The organism is Thermogemmatispora sp., assembly GCF_019683635.1.
Lineage (GTDB): Bacteria > Chloroflexota > Ktedonobacteria > Ktedonobacterales > Ktedonobacteraceae > Thermogemmatispora.
In genome coordinates this window covers 1-21329 of record NZ_JADGIA010000035.1, presented here as the reverse complement: position 1 = coordinate 21329, position 21329 = coordinate 1, and the positions used below count along the sequence as shown (strand labels likewise).

At 57.6% G+C, this 21329-nt stretch carries 17 protein-coding genes and 1 pseudogene; 6 read left to right on the top strand and 12 right to left on the bottom strand.

The window, feature by feature from the left end; translation table 11 throughout:
* The first annotated feature begins 55 nt into the window (after nt 1–55).
* Complete coding sequence (locus IRZ31_RS06200; protein ID WP_297151086.1) at nt 56–697, top strand: HD domain-containing protein; 642 nt, start codon at nt 56–58, stop codon at nt 695–697.
* 128 nt (nt 698–825) lie between these two features.
* On the opposite strand, the gene IRZ31_RS06195 is transcribed toward IRZ31_RS06200, so the two are convergent.
* The 4 genes and pseudogenes from IRZ31_RS06195 to secD all read right to left on the bottom strand — a co-directional run bounded on the left by IRZ31_RS06195 (nt 826) and on the right by secD (nt 4827).
* Nucleotides 826–1773: a VOC family protein gene (locus tag IRZ31_RS06195; RefSeq protein ID WP_297151083.1), complete on the bottom strand. Its 948-nt coding sequence runs from the start codon at nt 1771–1773 to the stop codon at nt 826–828.
* Nucleotides 1774–1923: 150 nt separating this feature from the next.
* On the bottom strand, nt 1924–3012 hold the full coding sequence (gene secF / locus IRZ31_RS06190; protein WP_363325643.1) for a protein translocase subunit SecF: 1089 nt from the start codon (nt 3010–3012) through the stop codon (nt 1924–1926).
* 288 nt (nt 3013–3300) lie between these two features.
* Nucleotides 3301–3387, bottom strand: a pseudogene (locus IRZ31_RS21355) (protein translocase subunit SecF); the annotation flags it as partial.
* Nucleotides 3388–3450: 63 nt separating this feature from the next.
* Nucleotides 3451–4827 (bottom strand): protein translocase subunit SecD, encoded by a 1377-nt coding sequence (gene secD, locus IRZ31_RS06185; protein ID WP_297151077.1) that lies wholly within the window; start codon nt 4825–4827, stop codon nt 3451–3453.
* A gap of 658 nt (nt 4828–5485) precedes the next feature.
* Here secD and IRZ31_RS06180 point away from each other — a divergent pair.
* Both IRZ31_RS06180 and IRZ31_RS06175 read left to right on the top strand, forming a co-directional pair.
* Nucleotides 5486–6283 carry an ABC transporter ATP-binding protein gene (locus IRZ31_RS06180; RefSeq protein WP_297151074.1) on the top strand — a complete coding sequence of 266 codons (798 nt, stop codon included), beginning with the start codon at nt 5486–5488 and terminating at the stop codon, nt 6281–6283.
* The gene (locus IRZ31_RS06175; RefSeq protein ID WP_297151070.1) at nt 6280–9039 is read left to right on the top strand and encodes an FtsX-like permease family protein; all 2760 of its coding nucleotides are present in this window, start codon (nt 6280–6282) and stop codon (nt 9037–9039) included. Before IRZ31_RS06180 ends, IRZ31_RS06175 begins: the two co-directional genes overlap by 4 nt.
* Before the next feature lie 136 nt (nt 9040–9175).
* Here IRZ31_RS06175 and IRZ31_RS06170 read toward each other — a convergent pair whose 3' ends face one another.
* The gene (locus IRZ31_RS06170; RefSeq protein ID WP_297151068.1) at nt 9176–10462 is read right to left on the bottom strand and encodes an alkaline phosphatase family protein; all 1287 of its coding nucleotides are present in this window, start codon (nt 10460–10462) and stop codon (nt 9176–9178) included.
* A gap of 135 nt (nt 10463–10597) precedes the next feature.
* Here IRZ31_RS06170 and IRZ31_RS06165 point away from each other — a divergent pair, with 135 nt between their 5' ends.
* Both IRZ31_RS06165 and IRZ31_RS06160 read left to right on the top strand, forming a co-directional pair.
* Nucleotides 10598–11743 (top strand): acyl-CoA dehydrogenase family protein, encoded by a 1146-nt coding sequence (locus IRZ31_RS06165; RefSeq protein WP_297151066.1) that lies wholly within the window; start codon nt 10598–10600, stop codon nt 11741–11743.
* A gap of 386 nt (nt 11744–12129) precedes the next feature.
* Nucleotides 12130–12993, top strand: a complete 864-nt coding sequence (locus IRZ31_RS06160) for a GNAT family N-acetyltransferase (RefSeq protein WP_297151063.1) — start codon at nt 12130–12132, stop codon at nt 12991–12993.
* Here IRZ31_RS06160 and IRZ31_RS06155 read toward each other — a convergent pair.
* Both IRZ31_RS06155 and IRZ31_RS06150 read right to left on the bottom strand, forming a co-directional pair.
* Nucleotides 12972–13988, bottom strand: a complete 1017-nt coding sequence (locus IRZ31_RS06155; RefSeq protein ID WP_297151061.1) for a hypothetical protein — start codon at nt 13986–13988, stop codon at nt 12972–12974. The two genes, IRZ31_RS06160 and IRZ31_RS06155, sit on opposite strands and share 22 nt — an antisense overlap.
* Nucleotides 13948–14835 carry a site-specific DNA-methyltransferase gene (locus tag IRZ31_RS06150; protein WP_363325642.1) on the bottom strand — a complete coding sequence of 296 codons (888 nt, stop codon included), beginning with the start codon at nt 14833–14835 and terminating at the stop codon, nt 13948–13950. Before IRZ31_RS06150 ends, IRZ31_RS06155 begins: the two co-directional genes overlap by 41 nt.
* 532 nt (nt 14836–15367) lie before the next feature.
* Between IRZ31_RS06150 and IRZ31_RS06145 the strand changes: the two genes are divergently transcribed.
* Complete coding sequence (locus IRZ31_RS06145) at nt 15368–15595, top strand: hypothetical protein (protein ID WP_297151055.1); 228 nt, start codon at nt 15368–15370, stop codon at nt 15593–15595.
* Between the two features lie 130 nt (nt 15596–15725).
* On the opposite strand, the gene IRZ31_RS06140 is transcribed toward IRZ31_RS06145, so the two are convergent.
* The 5 genes from IRZ31_RS06140 to IRZ31_RS06120 form a co-directional block, all read right to left on the bottom strand.
* Nucleotides 15726–17051 (bottom strand): glycosyltransferase 87 family protein, encoded by a 1326-nt coding sequence (locus tag IRZ31_RS06140; RefSeq protein WP_297151053.1) that lies wholly within the window; start codon nt 17049–17051, stop codon nt 15726–15728.
* Between the two features lie 396 nt (nt 17052–17447).
* Nucleotides 17448–18398 carry a glycine betaine ABC transporter substrate-binding protein gene (locus IRZ31_RS06135; protein ID WP_297151049.1) on the bottom strand — a complete coding sequence of 317 codons (951 nt, stop codon included), beginning with the start codon at nt 18396–18398 and terminating at the stop codon, nt 17448–17450.
* A 133-nt stretch (nt 18399–18531) separates the two neighbouring features.
* Nucleotides 18532–19209: an ABC transporter permease gene (locus IRZ31_RS06130; protein WP_297151046.1), complete on the bottom strand. Its 678-nt coding sequence runs from the start codon at nt 19207–19209 to the stop codon at nt 18532–18534.
* Between the two features lie 39 nt (nt 19210–19248).
* Nucleotides 19249–19824, bottom strand: a complete 576-nt coding sequence (locus IRZ31_RS06125) for an ABC transporter permease (protein WP_297151043.1) — start codon at nt 19822–19824, stop codon at nt 19249–19251.
* Between the two features lie 206 nt (nt 19825–20030).
* Nucleotides 20031–21038: an ABC transporter ATP-binding protein gene (locus IRZ31_RS06120; RefSeq protein ID WP_297151040.1), complete on the bottom strand. Its 1008-nt coding sequence runs from the start codon at nt 21036–21038 to the stop codon at nt 20031–20033.
* Between the last annotated feature and the right edge of the window lie 291 nt (nt 21039–21329).

Genomic DNA, 21329 nt, shown 5'->3' with positions numbered 1-21329 from the left:
ATGCTACAAAGCATGGTCTGTTGAAGAGCGTGGCGTATAAAGGTGGGTATACCGCATGCATTCCATAGAAGATCAATTAGAGTGGTGGCAACTTCCTCAGCCCACACCCGAAGAGTTGCAGCTCAGCGGGGGATTGCAAGTCGAAGACTGGCCTCATGCCCGTCATGTGGCGCGCCTCTCCTTGCAGCTCTTTGCGGCCACCGAACCGTTGCACAGACTTGATACCAAAGCCCAGCGCCTGCTAGAGCGCGCAGCCCTCTTACACAACACAGGACTGCTCGTTGAAGAGCGGCGTCACCACAAGCATTCCTTCCGTCTCATCAAGGAGACCCCGCTCCCTGACTTTTCCGATGAGGAGCGTCACGAGATTGCCTGCATTGCGCGCTACCATCGGCGAGCCTTGCCGAGTCTGGCCCACGAGGAATATGCGGTCATGAGCCGTCCAGCGCGTAAGCGCGTCTCCATGCTCGCGGCCCTCTTGCGCATCGCCGATGCCCTCGACTACAACCACGATGCTCGTGTTTTGCGCCTGGCCAGTGTGCCCGAGGAGTGTACCCGGGAGCGCTGGACCATTCAGCTCTGGACACGCCCCCTGGCTGATCTTGATGAGGAGCTTGACCAGGCTCACGAAAAAGCCGATCTGTTCGAGAAAGTCTTCAAGCGGAAGCTGCGCTTTCAAATCGCAGCGGCGGAGTAGGAGGGGGCTGAAACAGGTAACTCAGCCGGATCGCTGACCGGCCTGGCTCCACGCCTTGCCTGTTCCACCGCTGCTTGCTTCTGCTCTAGTCCTCTGATCTACTTCTAACTGCTAGCCTTCCTTTCTGATCACTCAGAAAGTTGGTGTAGCACAATAGCAGCTCCGCACGTAAAGTCTGGATGAATCCAGAGGGCTGGTTGAGGCTGCTCCTGGAGCATAGAGGTTACTCCATGCTGGTCCAGATAGCGCCGGGCCGCTTGCAGATCGGTAACCTCCAGCGTCATCCGACAGAGATTCTCGCCCACCGTCTGGAGAAAGTGCGTCAAACTGGCTGGCTCCGGCAAAAACTGGCTCAGGCCGAGGAGCGGATCAACAGGCGAGTTCTCAGCGCTGGCCAGTGGTAGAGGAGCTGCCAGCTCGAAGCTCTGCGAGCCATTTCCCAGAGGAAAAGCCACCAGGAGCGCTTCCCAGTGATCGGCCTCGCCTGTATAGGGAGGAGAGGCCTCCAGTCCATAAATATGGCTGAAGCGCCGCCGGCCCTCTTCCAGATCGGCCACGGCAATCGTCACACTGGAGACACGCACCGCCCCCAACGGGTGGCGGGGCGGCTGCTGCCAGCCGGCAAGGCGAAAACGGCGCTCCTCTCCGCTGCTGTCGTGCTGGATCAGGAATGGATAGCGCTGGGCCAGGTCGGGGCGCTCGATATCGGCGCGCAGCCAGGAGCGAGAGCGACCATCGGCGGCTCGCAGCTCTCCGCGTGTGGGGCCTAGCACAGGCACCCCGCGTGCTCGCATCTGCTGGCAGTCTGCTTCAATCGCGTCAGAAGCCAGAGCGAAATTCCAATAGCCTTCTCCCTTGGCGAGGCGTTCCAGCATACTAGGCTGAGCCTCATCCGGTGCTATCACCGTAATCAGTTCCAGGTAGGTGTCGCCGATCACAATAATACGATTAGCCGTCCCAGCGGCGGGGTGGCGCCCGCCGCCAGAGACGGTCAAACCCAGCTGCTCGGTGAAGAGAGCACTCGCCCTCTCCAAATCCTTGACCCCAATAATCACATGGTCGATGCCGGTGAGCATAACCGTTCTTACCTCTGACCCATTCAGGAGAGACCTGAAGAGTAGCTAGTTCATGCTGTCTTGCTTGTGCTTCTAGCTGGTTTGCTCGCTCACTCGCCCAAGCCGGGAACGGCGAACCAGGCACATGCTTCGCGAAGCAGCATCGGCAGGTTAGCCGCGGGTCGAAGTCAGCTCGCGCTCGCGAGCGCGGCGCCCGCTCGAAGCAGTCGCACCTGCACCGCCAAAGCGGGCACGCAGCCAGCTCAGACCAAGCTCGCCTTTCTCCCAGATCACCAGCAGCATACTGGCATTAAAGATAGACGAGTACGTGCCGCTGAAGATGCCGAGCAGCAGCGTTCCCGTGAAAGGTCGGATCGAGACACCGCCAAAAAGCGTCAGCGCAGCCAGGGTGAAGAGCACCGTCAGCGAAGTGTTCAGCGAGCGCGCCATTGTTTGGATCAGGCTGGCATTCACCACCTCCTCGAACGTTTCAACGGTGCGCCGCTGCATGTTCTCACGGATGCGGTCGAAAACCACAATGGTATCATGAACTGAGAAGCCAATCACCGTGAGCAAGGCGGTGATAAAGAGCGAGTCAACCTGGAATCCAACCGTCCAGCCCAGAATCGAAGAGACCCCCAGCACCACCAGCACGTCGTGCACCAGAGCGAGCACGGCGCAGACACCATAGCGCCAGGGACGCGGCACCTTGCGGAAGGCGAACCAGATATAGAGCAGGATCAGAATGGAGGCGGCGACAACGGCCAGAATAGCATTGCGCTGTGTATCAGCCGCCACCGAGCCCTGAACAGTGGCCGTCTGGAGCAGCTGCACGTAAGTATTGCCCTGATTGATAAAGGCGCCTTCGATCGCGGCCTGCATATTCGCATCCAGGGGGGTCACTGTCAGGATATTGATCGTCTGGGTCGTGGTCCCCTGACGGATGTCCATGACCTTGACCGGGATGGTGGCCGCGTTACTGCTGGAGCTGCTCGACGGCGTAGCGGTTGCAGTGGCCGTAGCCGTGGCGGTTGCGGTAGCCGTAGGCGTTACCTGCTTGGCCTGAGCCGTAGCAGTTGCCTGAGCCGCAGCCGTAGCAGTTGCCTTGGTTTGGGCACTGGCCGTCGGGGTCGGCGTGCGCGCTACTGAAGGCCCCGAGGTCGGCGTAGGGGTGGCTGACGAGACACTGCTAGAGGAGGTGGCCTTCGTCGTATCGGTCGTATTAGGCAGCTTGCTCAGAGCATTGCGGATGTCCTCCACCTTGGGAGTGACCCCTTTGGGGAAGTTGGTCACCGTGACGATCGTGACCTTCTTTCCGCTGTAGACCAGGTCATCGAAGGTAATCCCCAGACTCGTGCTCTTATAGAGCGTCTGCAGATCCTTCTTGATCGCGTCCTGGACTGTACTGTCGATTGTCGTATTCAAGCGTACCCAGACCGTACCCTTACCGGCCAGCGTCTGATCGTTGCCGAGCTGGACCTGCACATCCTTGAGCGGGAAAGGTCTGAGCAGGTTACGCACGGTCGTGATGGTGAGCTGCTTTTCTGGTCGCAGGCTGAGAGAAGACCCGCCAGCGAAGTCGATGCCGACATTAAGCCCTTTGAAGATCAGGGATAGGATACCAGGTACGATCACCAGCAGCGAGAGCGCCAGGAAGAGATAGCGCTTTTCAACGAGCCTGAACACAGCAGCCTCCTCTTACAGCGAGCTACGCCGTCCTGCAGTCGCCGCCGCGATTGAGCCGGCGGGCAGACCGAAGAGGGCGGGATGGTTGATGACTCCTGTCGGCACCAGCAAGTTCAAGAAGGTCCGTGTTACCACAATGGCCGTGAACATGCTGATGAGCACGCCCAGGATCAACGTAGTGGCGAAACCGCTGATGATCGTGGCGCCGAAGGTGTTGCCGAAGAAGAAGAGCACCAGGCATGTGATGATAGTAGAGAAGTTGGAGTCACGGATCGAAGGCCAGGCCCGCCTCCAGCCGGCATCGATTGCTGCTGCCAGTAAGCGACCGGCGCGTAGCTCCTCCTTGACTCGCTCAAAGATCAAGACATTGGCGTCCACCGCCATACCAATCGAGAGGATGAAGCCGGCGATCCCGGCCAGCGTCAGAGTGACGCCGATGAGCTTGAAGACAGCAAAGGTGAGTCCGGCATAGAGCGCCAGGGCTAGATCAGCCAGCAGACCGGGAAGACGGTAGTAGAGTAGCATGAAGAGCACAACCATGCTCAGGCCAATGGCCCCGGCGATCAGGCTCTTCTGAATGGAGTCTGTGCCCAGCGTAGGGCCGACTGTCTGCAAACTAGCGATTTTGAGTGCGATAGGCAAGGCTCCGTAGCGCAGAACCGTCGCGATCGATTGGGCCTCCTGGAGGGTGAAGCGACCGGTGATGACCCCCGGGCCATTGATAGCGCTCTGAATCACTGCTGACTGAATAACCTTGCGATCGAGGGTGACGGTCAGGTAGTCGCCGATGTGCTGCTGAGTGAACTGGCCGAATTTGGAGACAGCGTCACCCTTCATGGCAAAGTTGATCTGCAGCTGACCTGACGAGTCCGTGCTCACGCCGATCTGGCTGGGATCGAGATCCTTGCCGGTAAACCAGGGCTTGCCGCCCGGGTTAGTGCTTGTGTATTGGCTAGGATCGAAGGTGCTATTCTCGGTGAGCGGCGTCGAGCCAGTGTCCCAGAATTCGAGGTTGCCCGCCTGCAGCAGCGTCTGCAGGGCCTGCGTCTGGTTACCGGTGTTGAAGCCCGGCAGCTCCACTGAGATGCTGTACTGGTTACCGTTCTGCTGCACACGGATGCTCGGCTCCGATACGCCCAGACCGCCATTGACGCGCTCCTCGATCAGATTGCGGGCGGCCTGGATGGTCTCATCGGTCACCTGTTCATTGGGGTTAGATGGCACCAATAAGGCGCGTACGCCTCCTTGCAGATCCAGTCCCAGATTGACTTTGAAATCGTGGTTGATCCCCAAAATGTGGATACCCGGCGTGTTGGGCCAGTCAATATAGGCCGCACAGGCTGCCAGGATGACGATCAGCAGGAGGAGTAGGGCTGTTCCTCTACGCATAGCGTCTACGTTCTCCTCGCTCTCTGCCTGGCTCCCCTCCCCTTGCCCGCTTGCACGGGCGCTGGCTCTCCTTGCCGTCCTGCCCGCACTGCTGAGATCCTGGGGAAGGAAACTCAGGAAAAGAGATGGTATTGGGTTTGACCAGCGCCTGCCGAAACGCGCAGAAGCCAGCAACATTGCTTATAGGCCATGTGGACCGGGCCACTGATGCGCGCAGGCGGTCACTGTTGTGCGATTCTTTTCAGTTGCTCGCTGTTTCCTCTGTCAAGGCCGTACGATGAGTTCCTGTGCAGTATAGCATAGTTGAAGATACTTGCCTATCCCGGACTCTTGGACTGGCGCAGCCCGGCGCCCCTCTTGCCCTCCTGTCCCCCAGGCTTGGCACCAACTTTGACCGACTTGTGCTGAGAAAGCTCCACGTTGCCCTAATTAGAGTGCTTTTATCCCCTTGACAGATCAGATAACAACATGTTATAAATTTGAAAGCTATAACAATAAGCTATAGTCAGTCGGAGGATCGGTAGATCATCGCCGGGCGAGCAACCAGCTACCCCCTTTCCTCTGAGGAGGTATCATATGCCTTATGAGAGGAAGGTAAGGAGACAGAGCGGGCGGCCACTCGTTAGATCTAACCGGGAAAGAAGGAGAGATCACTGTGATGGAAGAAAGAGCGCAAGGCGATAAGGGTGCAGGTCAGTCCCAACTTCAGCCTGCGACGGCAGCAGTTGGTACGCAGGGATCTTCAGTGCTGGGGGGCACTATCTTGCAGGTTGAAGAAGTGACGCGCAGCCTGCCACTCGGTCACGAGCGTATTGAGATTCTACGCGGTATCAGCTTCAGCGTGCGGCAAGGGGAGTTCATCGCCATCGTGGGGCCTTCGGGTTCGGGCAAGAGCACCTTACTGGGGATCATCGCCGGCCTGGACAACCCGACTAGTGGGCGGGTCATCATTGACGGCATCGATGTCACGCAGATGAGCGAGGGCAGGCTAGCCGCCGTGCGCAATCAGAAAATCGGCATGGTCTTTCAAGCCTTCAACCTGATCCCCACCCTCACGGCTCAAGAGAACGTTGAAATCCCCCTCTACGTTGGCAGGCACAAAGGGTCACCAGCCGCGCGGGCGCGCGAACTCCTGGAACTGGTTGGCCTCTCTCACCGGCTCAATCACCGCCCGACACAGCTTTCTGGGGGCGAGCAGCAGCGTGTTGCCATTGCTCGCGCACTCGCGACTGATCCTCCCCTGGTGATCGCTGATGAGCCTACCGGGAATCTGGACGCTGCCAACGGCGAGAAGCTGCTGCAGCTGATCGCTTACTTGCGCCAGACCACTGGCAAAACCTTTATTATTGCCACGCATGATGCGACGGTGGCCAGCCATGCTGATCGCGCCATTCGCATTGTTGACGGTCGTATTGCCGCTATCGAGGTGCTCAGGGAGGAGGCAATCCGCTCATGAAGGCCTCACTCTACTTTAAGTATGCCTGGCGTTCGCTTCTCAGGGGTGGTCAACGCAGCGTGCTGGCGATTCTGTGTATCGCGGTGGGTGTGCTGGCCATCGTCTCGCTTGAACTTGTCGGCCAGATGATCAATCTGGCCTTTACCAGCAACGTGCGTGAGGCCAACGGGGGCGATGTTGCAGTTGCTGCCTACGTTCATCCCTTCAACAGCACCGATCTGGCCTTCTTTGAACGCCTCAAAGAGCAGGGAGAAGTCAGCGCCTATACCCCGGTGATTACGGCGCGCGCCTCGACGCGGCTTTCGGCGAGTATTGGCGAAGCCTTCTCACTCATCGTGATTGACCCCCAGACCTTCCCTGTGGTTCCCTCACCTACCTTCCTCCAACCCGCCGACGGCAGCTTTGCCCGCTTGGTCCAGGGGCAGCAGGTGGTGGTCACCAAGAATTTTCTTGATCAATATCATTACAAGGTTGGGGATAGTCTAACCATCTATACCAGCTCTGACAGCCCTAGCCCTACTGCACACTCCTTCCATGTCACCATTGCTGGCGTCATTGCCAATGAGGGCATAGCCGCCACAGCAGGCAGTACTATGTACCTGTCGGCGGCTACCTATCAGACAGCTGCCCCTGATCAGCCGTTGCTTTATGACAGCGTTTATATATCGACAAATAGCGATCAATCTCGCGCTGATCAAGTTGCTAAAGCTGTTCAGAACCAGTTCTATTATGCCTCGACGCAGACGGCGACGGACGCTTTAAAGGCCGATGAGCAGCAGGTTGACTATATCCGCAAGTTCCTGGAGGTCGCCGGTTTGCTGGCGCTGCTCATTGGAGGAGTGGGTATTGTTCACACCATGCAGGTGCTGCTCTTGCGACGGCGCACTGAGATCGCCATGCTTAAGACCACCGGCTATCGACGGCGCGATCTTTACCTGCTCTTTGGTCTGGAGGCCGGTCTGCTTGGATTCGTCGGAGGGGTGATTGGCTCTGCTGTCGGCCTGGGGGTCAGTCTGCTGGCGCGCGGCCTGATCATGCAGCTCTTTATGCTCAATCTGCCAGTCAGCTTTGACCCGCTCATTCTCGGGGGTGGGGTGCTCATCGGTCTGGGAACCGCCCTCATCTTTGGCCTGATGCCAATTGTTCAGGCGGCCAATATTCGCCCGCTGAGCGTTATCCGCGATCTCCCGGAGGGCTTTCGCCCTGGCAGCTATGCCCTCACGGCTGGCCTCCTTTTGTTGCTCTCGCTGCTCTTTTGTGGCATGGCTATTGTAGTGCTCAACAACAACGTTGGGCTGGGAATTGGCGTCGTCTATGGAACCTTCATCTTCCTCGGGCTGCTCAGTCTCTTCTTTGTCCTGGCTGTTATTGTCATTAGTCTCCTGCCAGTACCGGAGCGACTCAATGTTGGTTTTCTCGCTCTGATTGTGGTGGCCCTGGTGATTGCCGGCCTGATCACCCTGGTGCTGCCCGTCTTTGGCTCGCTGCTCTTGCTGGCAGCCGTGGCTGGGCTGGTGGTGGTCTTCTTACCCGCTACCTGGAAGGCCAATGTCAAGATGGCCTTGCGTAACATCGGACGTCAGCGGGCGCGTACCACTACAACGATGCTGGCCCTCTTCGTTGGCATCTTCACGATTGGCCTGATCCTGATTCTGGGGCAGGACCTGCGCGATGCCATTAATTCTTCGCTGGCGCGGATCGTCTCGTTCAATGTGATTGTGGCCACCAACGATCGCCAGGCTCAGCAGTTAGAGGCGCAATGGAGCAGTGTGCCCGGCATTCAGAATAGACAGCATCTGATTGTAACCTCCTGCTTGCCGCTGACGATCGACGGTGTGCCGCTACAGACGCTGTTGCGCCAGAATGCGACAACATCTTCAAATTCAAATGATTTCGAGAGTCAGGCTGCTCTCTTCTACCTGGGGGAGCTGCAAGGTTACGATCTAGCGCATGGCCAGGTGCCGTCTCAAGAAGTCACCATTGTCCAGGGGCGCAACCTCAGTGCGGCGGATGCCGGTGGTGATAATGTGCTCTTGCCCCAGGCTGCTCTCCAACTGGCTCCTCTGAAGAACCACCTGCATCTTGGCAGCACACTCACCCTGATCAGCCAGGATGGTAAACTGACCCGCACGGTGACGGTGGTGGGCATTTACCGCTCACAAGGGATTACCTCCTCTGGAGCGATGCTGGCATCTCTGGATCTGGTGCATGCGCTCAGCCCTGGCGGCCAGGCCACCAACATCTACTACCTGAAGATCGATCCGGCTCAGTTGGGCAAGGCCCTCGATCGTATGCAAGCCATTGCCGGGGCCATCTCGGTCACTAATCTGGCCAATCTGGGCGATTATGTGAACCAGTTCCTGAGCTATATCATCCTGACGCTGAGCGCCATCGCCTCGCTCTCGCTCTTCGCTGGTATCGTCATTATTGCCAATGCCGTGGGCCTGGCCATGCTAGAGCGACGGCGTGAGCTGGGGATTCTCAAGGCGGTGGGCTATACCAGCCGTTCGATCCTGGGTGAGGTCCTGCTTGAAAACGGCACCGTAGCTGGTGTAGGGGCTTTTCTCGCTATGCTGCTGGTTAGTCTGGCTCTCAGCCTGCTGGGTCACTTCGTCTTTAATTTCAATCTAGGCACCAGCGAGATCATCGTCCTGGCGCTCATCGTCGGGGCAGCGGTTCTGGCGATGGCCGTTGCGGCCCTCGTGGCCTGGGGTGCGGTGCGTGTGCGTCCCCTGGAGGTTCTGCGCTACGAGTGAGGGCGGCCCAACCCTCTGCGCCGCAAAGCAAAGCAGGACAAGCCCGATGTGGGGGGAGCCGTGAGCCGTGAGGACAGGCTCCCCTCGCTCTGGCCCTTTTATCGAGGGCCTGGGTCCTTCCTGCGCTGGTCGGCTTTCAAAGAGGCAGGAGCAGCAAGGGAATCTGCATCTCCGCTGGGGTCAGACCGCCGTGATGGCCGCGGAAACGCATCTCGAAGCGTCCTTTTTCAAACCACCAGACACTTTCCCCCTCATAAGGTAGGATGACAAGATTGCCCACACGTTTCAGAAAGATCTCGCTGGGGGCCTGGCGGCCAAAGAAATGGGCGGTGATCAGCTCTTGCGTCCGATAGATCTCTGCCCGTCCAGCCAGGGCCTGTCTGAGGAGAGCAAGAGCCTCGTCCAGGGCTTCCTCTCTCACGTAGAGAAACATATCGCGTGCCGAACCTGCGGCTACCAGCGGACGGCCCTGGCGTGTGGTGCGGAGCAGGGGAACCAGTTCCGGTAGTTGCACATTCAGATAAAAGGTTGTTTCCGGGCGAACGGGAACCATGCCGTGGTCGGCGGTGAACATCAGGAGCGTCTCGGAGAGCTTATCGTGTAGTGGTCGGTAGAAATGCGTTTCCAGAGCGCTCCAGAACTGCGTGACCGCCTCCTCAAACTCCGGAGAATCGGGACCAAAACGGTGACCGGCGGTGTCGATCCCATCGAAGTAGAGCAGATAGTAGGCTGGGGTTGCCTCATCAGCATCTGCTGAGAGAAGCTGCTCGCGTAGCTCATCAAGAGCCTGGGCGAGGGTGTCGAAGGCGTAGACGCGCGCTCCCCGAAAGACCGCGTTAGAGAACGTCGATGGGGTATAGGAACGGTGCTGGAAAATCGTACTTCGCACACCGTAGCTCCCCAGCTTTTCGTAAAGCGTCTGCTGTGGATAAAAGGCTGAGGGCGGTAGGCCGCACTGCATCAGCGTATCGCGCGTGAATTCGCCTGCATATGAGAAGAGCAGGGGAGCGATCACCTCGTCGACCAGTGGCTCATAGTAGGTCCATTCATAGATCCCACTCTGGCCCACCTCCAGGCCGGTGTGGATCGTGGTGGTGTGAGCCGCTGTGGTCGACGGGAACTGCGAGGTGAGAAGCGAGACCGTGCCCTCGTCAAGGGCCAGTCGAAGCAACGGATGGCGCTCGGCATAGCGTTGCAAGAAGCGCCAGCCAAAGCCGTCGATAAAGAAGAGAATCAGCCGTCGATAGCGCTGGGGCAGTGCTCCGAAAACATCGATGGGCAGGGCGCTCTCGCCCGCTCCAGTCAGCAAGGTCAGAATGGTAGCTGGGATGTTGGCAAAGCAATAGGTGTCGTAGAGTGGCCTGACGAAAGCTTGCGAGAAGCGGGCCTTCTCAACGGCCTGCACAGAAGCTGTATTCTGCATGCTTGGTTCGCTTTCCAGAGGGAGGGTCGATGCTGGCCTGATTCATCATATAATAGAGTATACGCGACTCGCCGCGCAAAAGATAGAGCGTGCAAGCGCAGTCCGTTTCCGCTGAGAGAAAGGATAAAGCCAAAGATGGACTTCGAACTCCCTGAAGAGCACCGACTGGCCTACGAAAGCGCTCTGCAGTTTGCACTCCATGAGATTAAGCCTCTGACGCCGGAGCTTGAGCGCAGCGATGATTTTCCACGCTGGCTCTGGCAGAAGCTGGCAGCCCAGGGTTATACCGGCATTGGTATCCCTGAGACCTACGGTGGCAGTGGCGGCGACTTCTTGATGGCTGCCCTGGTAGCGCGGGCTCTGGGGCGAGCCAACGGAGGTATCGCCATGTCATTCGGGGCGCATCTGAACCTCTGTGCCCATAATATTTTGCGCAATGGAACGGAAGAGCAGAAGCAGCACTATCTCCCCAGACTCGCGGCAGCCGAGATGATCGGCGGGCTGGCCCTGACCGAGCCTGATGCCGGCTCCGATGCTATGGGTATTCGTACGACGGCACGCGCTGTTGATGGGGGGTTCGTGCTCAACGGTACGAAGGTCTTTATCACCAATGGTCCGATCGCCGATTTGCTCATTGTCTACGCCAAAACCAGGCCAGAGGCCGGTAGTCGTGGCATTACCGCCTTCCTCTTCGAGACAAAGACGCCAGGCTACCATGTGGCGCGCAAGATTGAAAAGGTCGGTATGCATGGCTCACCTACGGGGGAGTTGGTCTTTGAGGAGGCCTTTGTGCCGGCGGAGAACGTTCTGGGCCGGGTCAACGAGGGCTATCGAGTGGTCATGAGCGGGCTTGATCTGGAGCGGGCCTTCTTCGCGGTCAGTATTGTGGGCGGGATCGAAGCCGCGCTGGAGCTTTCTCTGAAGTACGCTCGTGAGCGTCAGCAATTCGGGCAACCCATCGCCAACTTTCAGCTCATTCAAGCCAAGTTGGCCGACATGTACACCGATCTGGAAGCGGCCAGGTTGCTGGCCCATCGAGCCTTGTGGCTGGCGCAGCAGGGGCAGCGCGTCAGTAAAGAGGCGGCGGCGGCCCTGCTCTTTACGGCTCGTGCTCAGTGGCGAGCGGCAAACGAGGCGCTGCAGATTCATGGCGGCTGGGGGTACACCACCGACTTCGAGGTCGAGCGCATGTGGCGCGATGCCCGCCTGGCGGAGATCGGGGCCGGGACAACCGAGATTCGCCAGCTGATTATTGCGCGCGAGTTGCTTGGCCTGCGCTAATCCCCTGTGGCTGCGTTCTGCCTGTCGGACGGACGGCTTGCGGCCATCGGGGGAGGGCAGGTAGCTCTGGCCTGCAACAGGCTCGCCCGGCGGGCGCCAGCGTAGTAGCGTCTCCTGGTTGACAGAGGAGCTGCTGCTATGGCAATGTATAGAGCGGCAGCAGAGAACCCTTGTGGCAGATAGAGAAGAGCACTGCGCTGGCCATGTAAAAGCCCCTCCCTCTCTGCTGCACCCGGTTTGGCTGTGTTGGGTAGAGAGGCTGAGGGCGAGCGCCTTTTTCTCCCCCTGCGGAGAGGTAGTAAGCAGACGTGGGCCGCGCCGCAGGGGGATGTGCTCAAAGTAAGCGGCTGACTAGATTGGACCAGCGAGAGATGCAGAAACACGGTTTGGTACGTAAACGTACCCTGGCGGCTGAGGAGCTGCAGGAGATTGCCGCACTGGCGGCCCTCTGTCAGGAACGTGAGAGGATTGCAGTACGCCTGCTCTGGGAAATGTTGCGGTCGCGCTCGGGGCAGGTGACCAATGACTTTCTCTACTATGAGGATGGCCAGCTGCTCGGTTATCTGGCGCTCTATAGCTTCAATCCGCGCGAGGCCGAGCTAACGGGTATGGTCCATCCTGACAGGCGTCGCCAGGGCATCTTTTCGCTGCTCTTCCGCCTGGCCAATCAAGAGCTGAGGTCTCGTGGTGTGCCGCGGATTCTGCTCTTTTTCGATCGCAACTCGCTGGGGGCCCAGGGCTTTGCACGAGCGGTAAAGGCGCGTTATCACAACTCGGAGTATCGGATGGTGCGCGAGTTGGAGAGTGCTCCCCTCCAGGTGGAGCGGCAGGATGGGGTGCGTATTCGCCCGGCCAGGGCGGATGAGGCACCTCTGCTGACGCACATTACGGCGCGGGCTTTTGAGATGACGGAGGATAGAGCGCTCTTAGCGGAGACGACGCGGGATATTACCAGTCCGCGGCGCGTGACGCTGGTAACGGAGGTGGCTGGCGAGGTTGTTGGGCTGATCCGTTATATCGATGATGAGGAAGAGGCTTTCATCTATGGCTTCTGTATGTTGCCCGAGCACCAGGGCAAAGGCTACGGACGCCAGACCTTGGCCTGGACGGTTGAGCATATTCTCCGCCAGCGTCCGCGTCGGATTGCGCTAGAGGTGGAGACTACTAATGAGGGAGCGCTGGCGCTCTACCGTTCATGTGGCTTCGAAATCACCACCACCTTTGATTATTACGAGGTGCCGGTTGGCTGATCGGGCTGGTTCAGTAACAGCCATAAGTCGTGAAAGAGCAGGTCCTGAAAGGGTCTGACTTGCCCTTGGAGTCTCTGGTCTGCACCCAGTTCGGGCCGATAGTCTACATAGTAAACTCCTTCCAGGCGTGTGAGGAGATAGCTGTAAACGAGAAAATGGTTTCTTTTAAAAGTTGATCGGACACAGAATTCATTATCGCCAATAGTAGCCCTCTGAATATCATGGAGAAAAATGGCTATAACTGGTGTTTTTCTCTGGAGAAGCCTATCGAGCAAATACTTATCGAGAAAGATCTTATCGAGCCGGTCCTTGCTGGTGGTTTTGATAGAGGCGATAATCTCACCTGAATGCAGATAGGTCTCTGAGGAAGAAAGCTGCCTCTCTCTGAGGGAAAGGACAATATCAAGCTCATATGACATATGCTCGGCTGAGGTATCTGGCACGGGCAGCCGGATTGTTCGCGGACTGCTTTTTAAACCAACTTCGTGAAAGATCTGCTTAATGAGACCTTCAAATAATTGACCCGTTCGCTTGCGAGATTGATTAGAGCTTTCCAAAGAATCGCTAATGCCCCCGATGATCTGCTGGATAGTGTAGACTACGCGATTAATTACACTATCTGCCTGGGAAAATCGCGAAAGGGCGGCCTGCTCCCCTCTTGCAAGACGCAGGTCTTCCAGCATGCCTTTGAAGCCTTCAAAGTTATATTCAAACTCATCAATATCATCAATAAATAAATTGGTATTTATTGGGCGCGTTATTCTTCTTACTCCTACTAGATTCTGGTAATTTAAGAACATATATTGTGGATGCGAAGGAGAGACAATGCGCTCTATCGGCGATATTTTCATAAATTTTATGAAATCGGTGCAATAATCTTTATATTCGTCTAATTGCTGGAATGCAAGAGTATCAAGCATCTTTTTCTGCAATCTCCGCAGAATGAGGTTATAATCATCTGATTGACTGTCTGCGCCTGGCGTTCTCCTGGTCATATAAAACCCACCTCTCTATTGGCCAGTCCTCGACAAGCTCGAGGCGTTCGACTGCCCAACGACAGTACTCGACGGATATATCGCAGCCCTTCCAGCGGCGCTTGAGCTGCTCGGCGACAACAGCAGTGGTGCCGGAGCCGATGAAGGGGTCAAGGATCAGATCGCCGGCGTTGGAAGAGGCAAGCACTATTTTGCGCAGCAGCTCTTCAGGCTTCTGTGTTGGGTGAGGAGTTTTCTCGTGCATGCCGTTACAGGTCGTGGGGATCTCCAAGACATCGCGCGGCTTGGCTCCGTGTGGATGTGGCTGCCAGAGGTGCGAGTGGCCTCGTCCATACTGGCTACTTGCAGCTTGTGGATGCTCAGGATACTTCAGGGTATGGTTGCCATAGGGGATGCGTACCGCATCAATATTAAACGTGAATTGCCGCGTCTTGCGGAAATGGAGGATGCTTTCATGCGAGCGTCCCCAGTCTCTACCAAGATTCGCTTTGTTCTTGTAATGCCAGACAAGCCAGCGGCAACCTTGGAAATAGCGGGAAGCGGGCAGGCGCAGGTCGGCTAGAATCTCGGAGTAACCGCAGATATAGAGGGTACCTGTTGGCTTCAGCACGCGCGCGGCCTGCTCGATCCACTGCAACGACCAGTCCACGTATGCCTGCTGTGATTCAAAGCTGTCCCATTCAGCTTTTTTGATATTGTAAGGCGGGTCAGCAAAGATGAGATCGACGGATTCACTTTCCAGCGAGCGCAGCCAGGCAATAGCATCTCCGACCCAAATCTCCCCATGAGGATGACGATAGAATAAGTAAGGTTCCTCTCTGTGAGCGGCAGGTGGCTCGTAAACAATACCTCGTCTCACAGGTTCTCCAAAAAAGCTCGGTAGTTCTCGCTCCCCTTTCTGGGCTCGCGCTCTAAAAGCCACGGACAACCACCTCTCTCATCCCTCGGGCTGGCGATGCTCTCCTGATGAGGGATCATGTGTTTACTATAGCTATGATACCATGCCCTGCCCTCTGGGACCAGTATGGGGCTAGCCTTTCCCAAGGCTTCCTGATCAAATAGCCGGGGACGAGGAGGGCTATGGGCGAATGGGACGACTGTCAGGGCTACGCCAGCGGAGAGCGCGCGATTGGCCCGCATTGATTCCTGTGAAAAGCTGTAGATTGGCTGTGGTTACGCAACCATCTTTCTTCTATAGTTGTTTCTAGGAAAGGAAGAATAACGATGGCAACATGAGCGGGCGGGATGTGGCTAGACCTGGTCGTTAATCTGATCTCTCCCCAGGCAGCAAGGCAGCTGCTAGCTACCGCTGCGCACGGTCGCCGTCAGTCCAAGTACGTTGGTTGGCACATGGCCTGTCCTCATTCAGGAGGTACCTGGTGACTTGTATGCTTCTCCTCTTACTATTGATCTTGCTGATCGCCTTGTTCGACCTCGCGGCCCTTCTCTGGGGAGCGGATAGCCGCGATGGTCCCGATAGCCCCGAATGGCAGCGGCGCGGCTCCTGGTTTCTACCCATCGACCATGCGCGTCCCTCGGGCCGCAGCGCTCATGAGACCTATCTCTACCTCTATCGTCGCTCACCTTATGATGAGCGGACGTCGTAACAAGAAGCTGTCCTATTCTCACAAGTAGCCGGCTCTGCGAGGAAGCTGCCTGCGAAAATCTAAAGTCTAAAGCATCTCTGACAGCGGACGGGGCGCGGCAATGACGCAGCGCCTCCTTATCAGGCGGCCTCTACTTAGAGACGCGACGACACAGGCTCAGCACTATGGCCAGTGTCAGCCCGAGGAGCGGAGGCCAATAGACCAGCGCATAGTAGAGCGTCCAGTCGCGTTTATACATGAAAAAGTAGGCCAGGGGAGTCGCGCAGGCAAAATACCAGGCCCAGAAAGCTGTCGCCCTTCCCAATCCCAGCTTGCTCTCGCTGGAGCTAAGGAGCAACGCGGCCAGCGGAATCAGCACGGTTGTATACCAGGGGAAAATATGGGCTGACACGGCGAACAAGGCGCTGATCAGTAAGAGCGCTGCAGTCTCCCCAGCGATGTGGTGCCGCCAGCGCAGCCAGAGCACTGCCAGCGCCGACCCTCCCATCATTGCCCCGATCGCGGCCTCCTCCAGCCAATGCAGCAAGACCGGATTCAGAGAGGTATGCAGGCCCAACCAGTGGCTCAGTTGCTGAGGTAAGCCTGCGTTCGGGGTATAGCTGCCGGCATAGCTCTCAAAGGGACTGAGCACCTGGCCTTGCCCCAGAATCAGATACGGCAGGTAACCGGCGACCAGCGTTGCGGCCCAGGTTGTCAGCAGCAGCCGGTCGCGACGCCGGACAAGGGCCAGCAGCAGCAGGGCTGGATAAAGGCGTACCAGCGTTGCCATGCCCAACAGAAAGCCGGTTGCAGCCCGTCCGCGGCGGCTGGTATATTCTGCTGCCAGCAGCGTTAAGATTGTCAAAAGCACCGCTGGCGCATCGACGTGGCCCTGAATGGCGAACTCTACAACTGGCAGCGGACACCAGGCATAGAGTACACAACGTCCTGGGTCCTTGCCCCTCTGATACAGCAGCCAGGCCAGAGCTGCGCAGGTCAGCCAGTCGCAGCCCACAAAGATCGCCTTCAAAACCGTCAGATTGCTGGGCGCCAGCAGATAGCTGATCAGAAAAAAGAGCTGGGCCCCGGGCGGGTAGAGCGTTGGCACATTGCGATAGCGACTATTGGCAAAGACAAAGTCGCGCAGGTGGATGAAATGCGGATCGCCAGGAGCATAGACATAGGGACTGTAGCCCAGCAAGGTTACACGCGCGTCCCACAAGTAGCGCCAGGCGTCCGGCGAAAGAACGGGAGAGAGAGGCAGGAGCATCAAACGCAGCAGCAAGGCCCCGCCGAGGAGCAACCCAAGCTCAAGAGCGCGCGCCCGCCCTGCTGGCGGCGGACTGGTCAAAACAACCAGACAGGCGAGCAAATAGGGAAGAAAAGTCAGCAGCCAGTGCCAGACGAAAGCATTGATCAGAGGAGCGGGGCTATCCGTAGTCGGAGGATTGATCAGCAGAGGTATTTGTAAAAGCAACTCTAGAAGCAACAGCAGAACAAGTAAGGCAAGACGTAGGCTTGAAGGCAGCGATAAAGCTGTTGGCTTGCATATCTTTTGCTGCTCGGCCTCTCTGGCCAATCGTGTCATCACTGTCTCCCAGACCGAAGATTGGGAAGCAAGAGCAGGGCCGCCTGACTGCGGCCTCGGTCGCATTCATCATAGCACATGACTCCTCTGTTGGCTCTTGCTCAACGGGTTCTACACCGTCTAGGGGAACGAAGGGAGAAAACGGATAAGATCGCTACGAGCGGGAGCTGGTGGCTAACCTCGGCCAGGCAAAGCAGGGCTGCTACCGTTGGCCGTGGATAGGCGGGTAGCAGCCCTGTCGGTCAAAGCCTGAATGCGCGTCTGAGGCAGGCGCGCCGAGCGTTTCTAGAGCAGGCCGACGCTCTTCAGCCAGTTCGTTGCCACCTGTGTAATCGCCTGGGAGCGTGGCGTACCGCTGTTGACGGCCTGAGTCACCTGACGCTGCAGATCGATGCTAACCTGGGTGGTTAGCTTTGGAGCCAGAGGATTGAGAGCTGTAGCGATAGCTGGAGCTTTCTTCAGAGTATCCTCCCGCACAATAGGGGCCGGATTGTAAATCGGAAAAGCGTTCTTATCGTCTTGCAGCAGTACAAAGCCGTTCTGATCGATGAGCGCGCTCGTCGTATAGCAGACATTCAGCTGTGCCTGATTCTGCTTCACGGCGTTAAAGGTCAGCGCCTCATCCATGACGATCACCTTCTTGAAATGGACGCCATAGATCGACTCCATCGTCTGTAGAGGCTCCTGCCCATCCGTTGGGGCCGCAACTGTCAACTGCGAAGCCACAGCAGCCGGAAGCTGAGAGAGCTTCGTAATCTGCAAAGGTGCGGCGGCCATCTTGGGGGCGCAGATCCCATAGGTATCGTTGAGCGGCGCCACATCCAGCCAGACAATCTTATACTTACTCTCAAAGCCCTGCTTCACCAGCTCGTAGTCCTTCTGCGGATCATGCGTCGTCTGCAGACCCAGACGCTGCAGGCCCGTGGCCGTAAATTCGGGATAGAGATCGATAGCGCCGCTCGTAATGGCGTTAAAGACCACATCGTTGGTGCCAAGGGCGGGCTTTTCAATCACCTTAAAGCCAGCGTGGCGCAGCAGGAGGGTGTACATCTTTGTCAGAAGCTGAGCCTCGACATCGAGCTTCCCGCCGACCGTCAAGGTGATCTGGCTATTAGGAGAGGACCCACTACCCGAGCTGGAAGTGCCACCACAGGCGGCAAGGGTCATCAAGCTGATTCCCACCACAGACAGCAGGAGCAGCGCGCGCAAGCGCACTAGCAAGGCAATAGAACGCATAGACTCTCTCCTCATATAATCCAAATAGGGATAGGCTGACTCCATTCTCAGTATAGCCATCAAGCAAGAATGGAAGGTCACATAGTGAGTGAAAGGCAGAAACGACCGGCTGACTCTCACTCCGGCTTGATCCTCAAGCCCGTGCAGCTTCACTCAAAGCTACCTCCTGGACCCGCAGACCGGCGGGCGTCAGGGCGCGCTGGAGCCAGCCCATCAGCAGCTCAATCAGCATTGCCAGCAGAGCCACCGGCAGAGCCCCTGCCAGAATCTGAACTGTCTTAAACTCATAGAGGCCATTTACAATGTACTCGCCATAGCCTCCAGCCCCAATAATTGCCGCTAACGTGGCCGTTGCCACAATCTGCACTGCCGAAGTGCGCACGCCTGCGGCTACGATCGGCAGCACTAGCGGCACCTGGATGCGCAGCAGGATCTGCCGGGTATTGAGGCCCATCCCACGTGCAGCATCGATAATCGCAGGCTCGATGTTGCGGATGCCGGTATAGGTATTGAGCAGAATCGGCGGAATCCCCAGCAGCGTCAAAGCGACGATCGTCGGCTTAAAGCCCACGCCCAGGTAGGGGAGAGCAGCAGCCAGGAAAGCAATAATGGGGATGGCGCGCATCAGACCACTGAGATTAACAGCCAGGAATGACAGCAGAGGACTGCGAACCACGGCCACCCCGATGGCAATGCCGAGCACAGTCGCCAGGGCCACTGAGACAGCGCAGACCTCCAGGTAAGCGACCGTATGGTCCCAAAAAGCATTGGCTGGATCAAGAATGAACTGCCACAATTGGACGAGCAACATGGGGATCTCCTCCCTTTAAGGCTTCGCCACCAGGCTGGCCTAAGATGCCAGGGCTACCTGACTGTGCCCACGCTCCAGCGCGCGCTGTAACAAAAGCAGCAGGAGATCGGCTACGAGCGCAAAGAGCGCCAGAAGAATCGCTCCACCCAGGATCGTATCGTAGTCTCCCAAGGGGATGCTCTTGAAAATCAAGTCGCCCAGCCCTCCCTGGTCTACTAACGAAGCCAGTGAAGCAATGCCAATTGTCGTGACGGTGGCTACGCGAATCCCTGCTATAATCACGGGCATGGCCAACGGCAGTGTGACACGCCAGAGAATCTGGAACCGGTTCATGCCCATTGCCCGCCCAACCTCGATCAGCAACGGATCGATGCTACTGATAGCCGTAGAGATGTTGCGTACCAGCACCAGCTGGGCATAGAGCACCAGAGGAATGATTACCGTGCCCAGCGATAGCCCGGTGACCGTGACCAGAATACCGATCAGGGCCAAGCCGGGGATCGTGTAGAGCAAGCCCATCAAAGTAATGACAGGAAGGCGCAGGCGGCGATAGCGCACAATCAGGAGTGCAAGCGGGAAGGCAATAGCCAGGGCGATCAGCATGCTAATCGCCACTATGGTGAGGTGCTGTAAAAGAAGGTTAGGTATGCTGCTTGGATCGGAAAGATCATAACTTGAAGGACTTGTTAAATAACGCATAGAGAACCCCGTAAAGGAAAAATGGTCTAGAGGCCCAGAGGCAACAAAACAGCTACTGGGAGCAGATGGTCTACCATCCTCGCCGGAGCAGCTCAGCGCCCCTTGCCCGGCTCTGCCGGGCTTTAGTGAGTTGGGCTGGCCGTTGCCTTTTCTCCCTCTGCATGCCGGACGGTAGTGATTGCCTGATTGATCGCGCTCAGGGTAATAGTGCCGATGGGGGCCTGGCTCTGCTCATCGTAGACAATCAGAGTGTGAGCGCCAGAGGCGATCAGGCTCATCAGGGCCTCTAGCAGCGTTGCCTCTGAAGAGCAGCGTGGCTGGTTCTCATTGCCGCCGGCTGCCTCTATGCCTGTCAGCATCGCGCTCCTCACGGGCAGGTACTGAAGCTGACGCTGAATATTATCGGACCCGATAAGGCGGCTCACAAACTCGTTAGCTGGCTTCAGCAGCAGATCAACCGGGGTGCCAATCTGCACAAGGCGACCCTCGGAAAGAATCGCGATCTGGTCCCCCAGGCGAAAAGCCTCCTCCACATCGTGAGTGACGAACAGGATCGTCTTGCGCATCTCGCGCTGGATGCGCTGTAGCTCGTCCTGTAGATGGACGCGCGTAATGGCATCTAGCGCACCGAACGGCTCGTCCATCAGGAGGATGGCCGGGTCTGCGGCCAGGGCGCGAGCCAGGCCGACGCGTTGCTGCTGGCCGCCAGAGAGCTGACGGGGGTAGCGCCGGCGATATTCTGCGGGGTCCAGGCCCACCAGGGTCAGCAACTCATCGACACGCCTCTCCATGCGGGCCTTAGACCAGCCAGCGATTTCGGCAGTCAGGCGCACATTCTCGGCAATGGTCATGTGAGGGAAGAGGCCGACCTGCTGAATGACATAGCCAATGCGCCGGCGCAGCTGAATGGGGTTTTCTTCCAGAATAGAGTGGCCATCAATGGTAATCGTACCGCTGCTTGGCTCGATCAGGCGATTAACCATGCGCAGCAGGGTTGTTTTGCCCGAGCCGGAGGTGCCCAGCAGCATACAGATCGAGCTTTCGGCGACCTCGAAGCTGACATGATCAACGGCGGGCTTGCTGGCACCGCGGTAATACTTGCTGACCTCATGGAATGCGATTCTGGCCATGCGACACTCCTTCGCTAGAGCATTGCTTGCTGCTCTCTCCAACTGATCCCTCTGCGCAGCTCTCTTCAGGCACGGTCTGCGTTTATGGACAGTGACAGAGCATGACACGCTGCCGCTGTGCCAGCTGTTGCCTGGTTGGCGGAGGGCTTGCCGTTGCCTCCGCTGGCGTCAGGAGAACGGAGTTCCGTCCCTGTCCTTGCCTTTCTCTCTCTCGCTTGCTCGATCGGAAAAGAACCTCTTCATTATGGCATACAGCCGTCTCTCCCTGCAAGCCAGCCAGCTACAGCCTGA

What these genes read in the sequence shown, in the direction of transcription:
- IRZ31_RS06135 (WP_297151049.1), bottom strand. Translation starts at nt 18,398, where the DNA reads ATGCGTTCTATTGCCTTGCTAGTGCGCTTGCGCGCGCTGCTCCTGCTG.
- IRZ31_RS06165 (WP_297151066.1), top strand. Translation starts at nt 10,598, where the DNA reads ATGGACTTCGAACTCCCTGAAGAGCACCGACTGGCCTACGAAAGCGCT.
- IRZ31_RS06175 (WP_297151070.1), top strand. Translation starts at nt 6,280, where the DNA reads ATGAAGGCCTCACTCTACTTTAAGTATGCCTGGCGTTCGCTTCTCAGG.
- IRZ31_RS06170 (WP_297151068.1), bottom strand. Translation starts at nt 10,462, where the DNA reads ATGCAGAATACAGCTTCTGTGCAGGCCGTTGAGAAGGCCCGCTTCTCG.
- IRZ31_RS06180 (WP_297151074.1), top strand. Translation starts at nt 5,486, where the DNA reads ATGGAAGAAAGAGCGCAAGGCGATAAGGGTGCAGGTCAGTCCCAACTT.
- secD (WP_297151077.1), bottom strand. Translation starts at nt 4,827, where the DNA reads ATGCGTAGAGGAACAGCCCTACTCCTCCTGCTGATCGTCATCCTGGCA.
- IRZ31_RS06120 (WP_297151040.1), bottom strand. Translation starts at nt 21,038, where the DNA reads ATGGCCAGAATCGCATTCCATGAGGTCAGCAAGTATTACCGCGGTGCC.
- IRZ31_RS06130 (WP_297151046.1), bottom strand. Translation starts at nt 19,209, where the DNA reads ATGTTGCTCGTCCAATTGTGGCAGTTCATTCTTGATCCAGCCAATGCT.
- IRZ31_RS06200 (WP_297151086.1), top strand. Translation starts at nt 56, where the DNA reads ATGCATTCCATAGAAGATCAATTAGAGTGGTGGCAACTTCCTCAGCCC.
- IRZ31_RS06195 (WP_297151083.1), bottom strand. Translation starts at nt 1,773, where the DNA reads ATGCTCACCGGCATCGACCATGTGATTATTGGGGTCAAGGATTTGGAG.
- IRZ31_RS06155 (WP_297151061.1), bottom strand. Translation starts at nt 13,988, where the DNA reads ATGACCAGGAGAACGCCAGGCGCAGACAGTCAATCAGATGATTATAAC.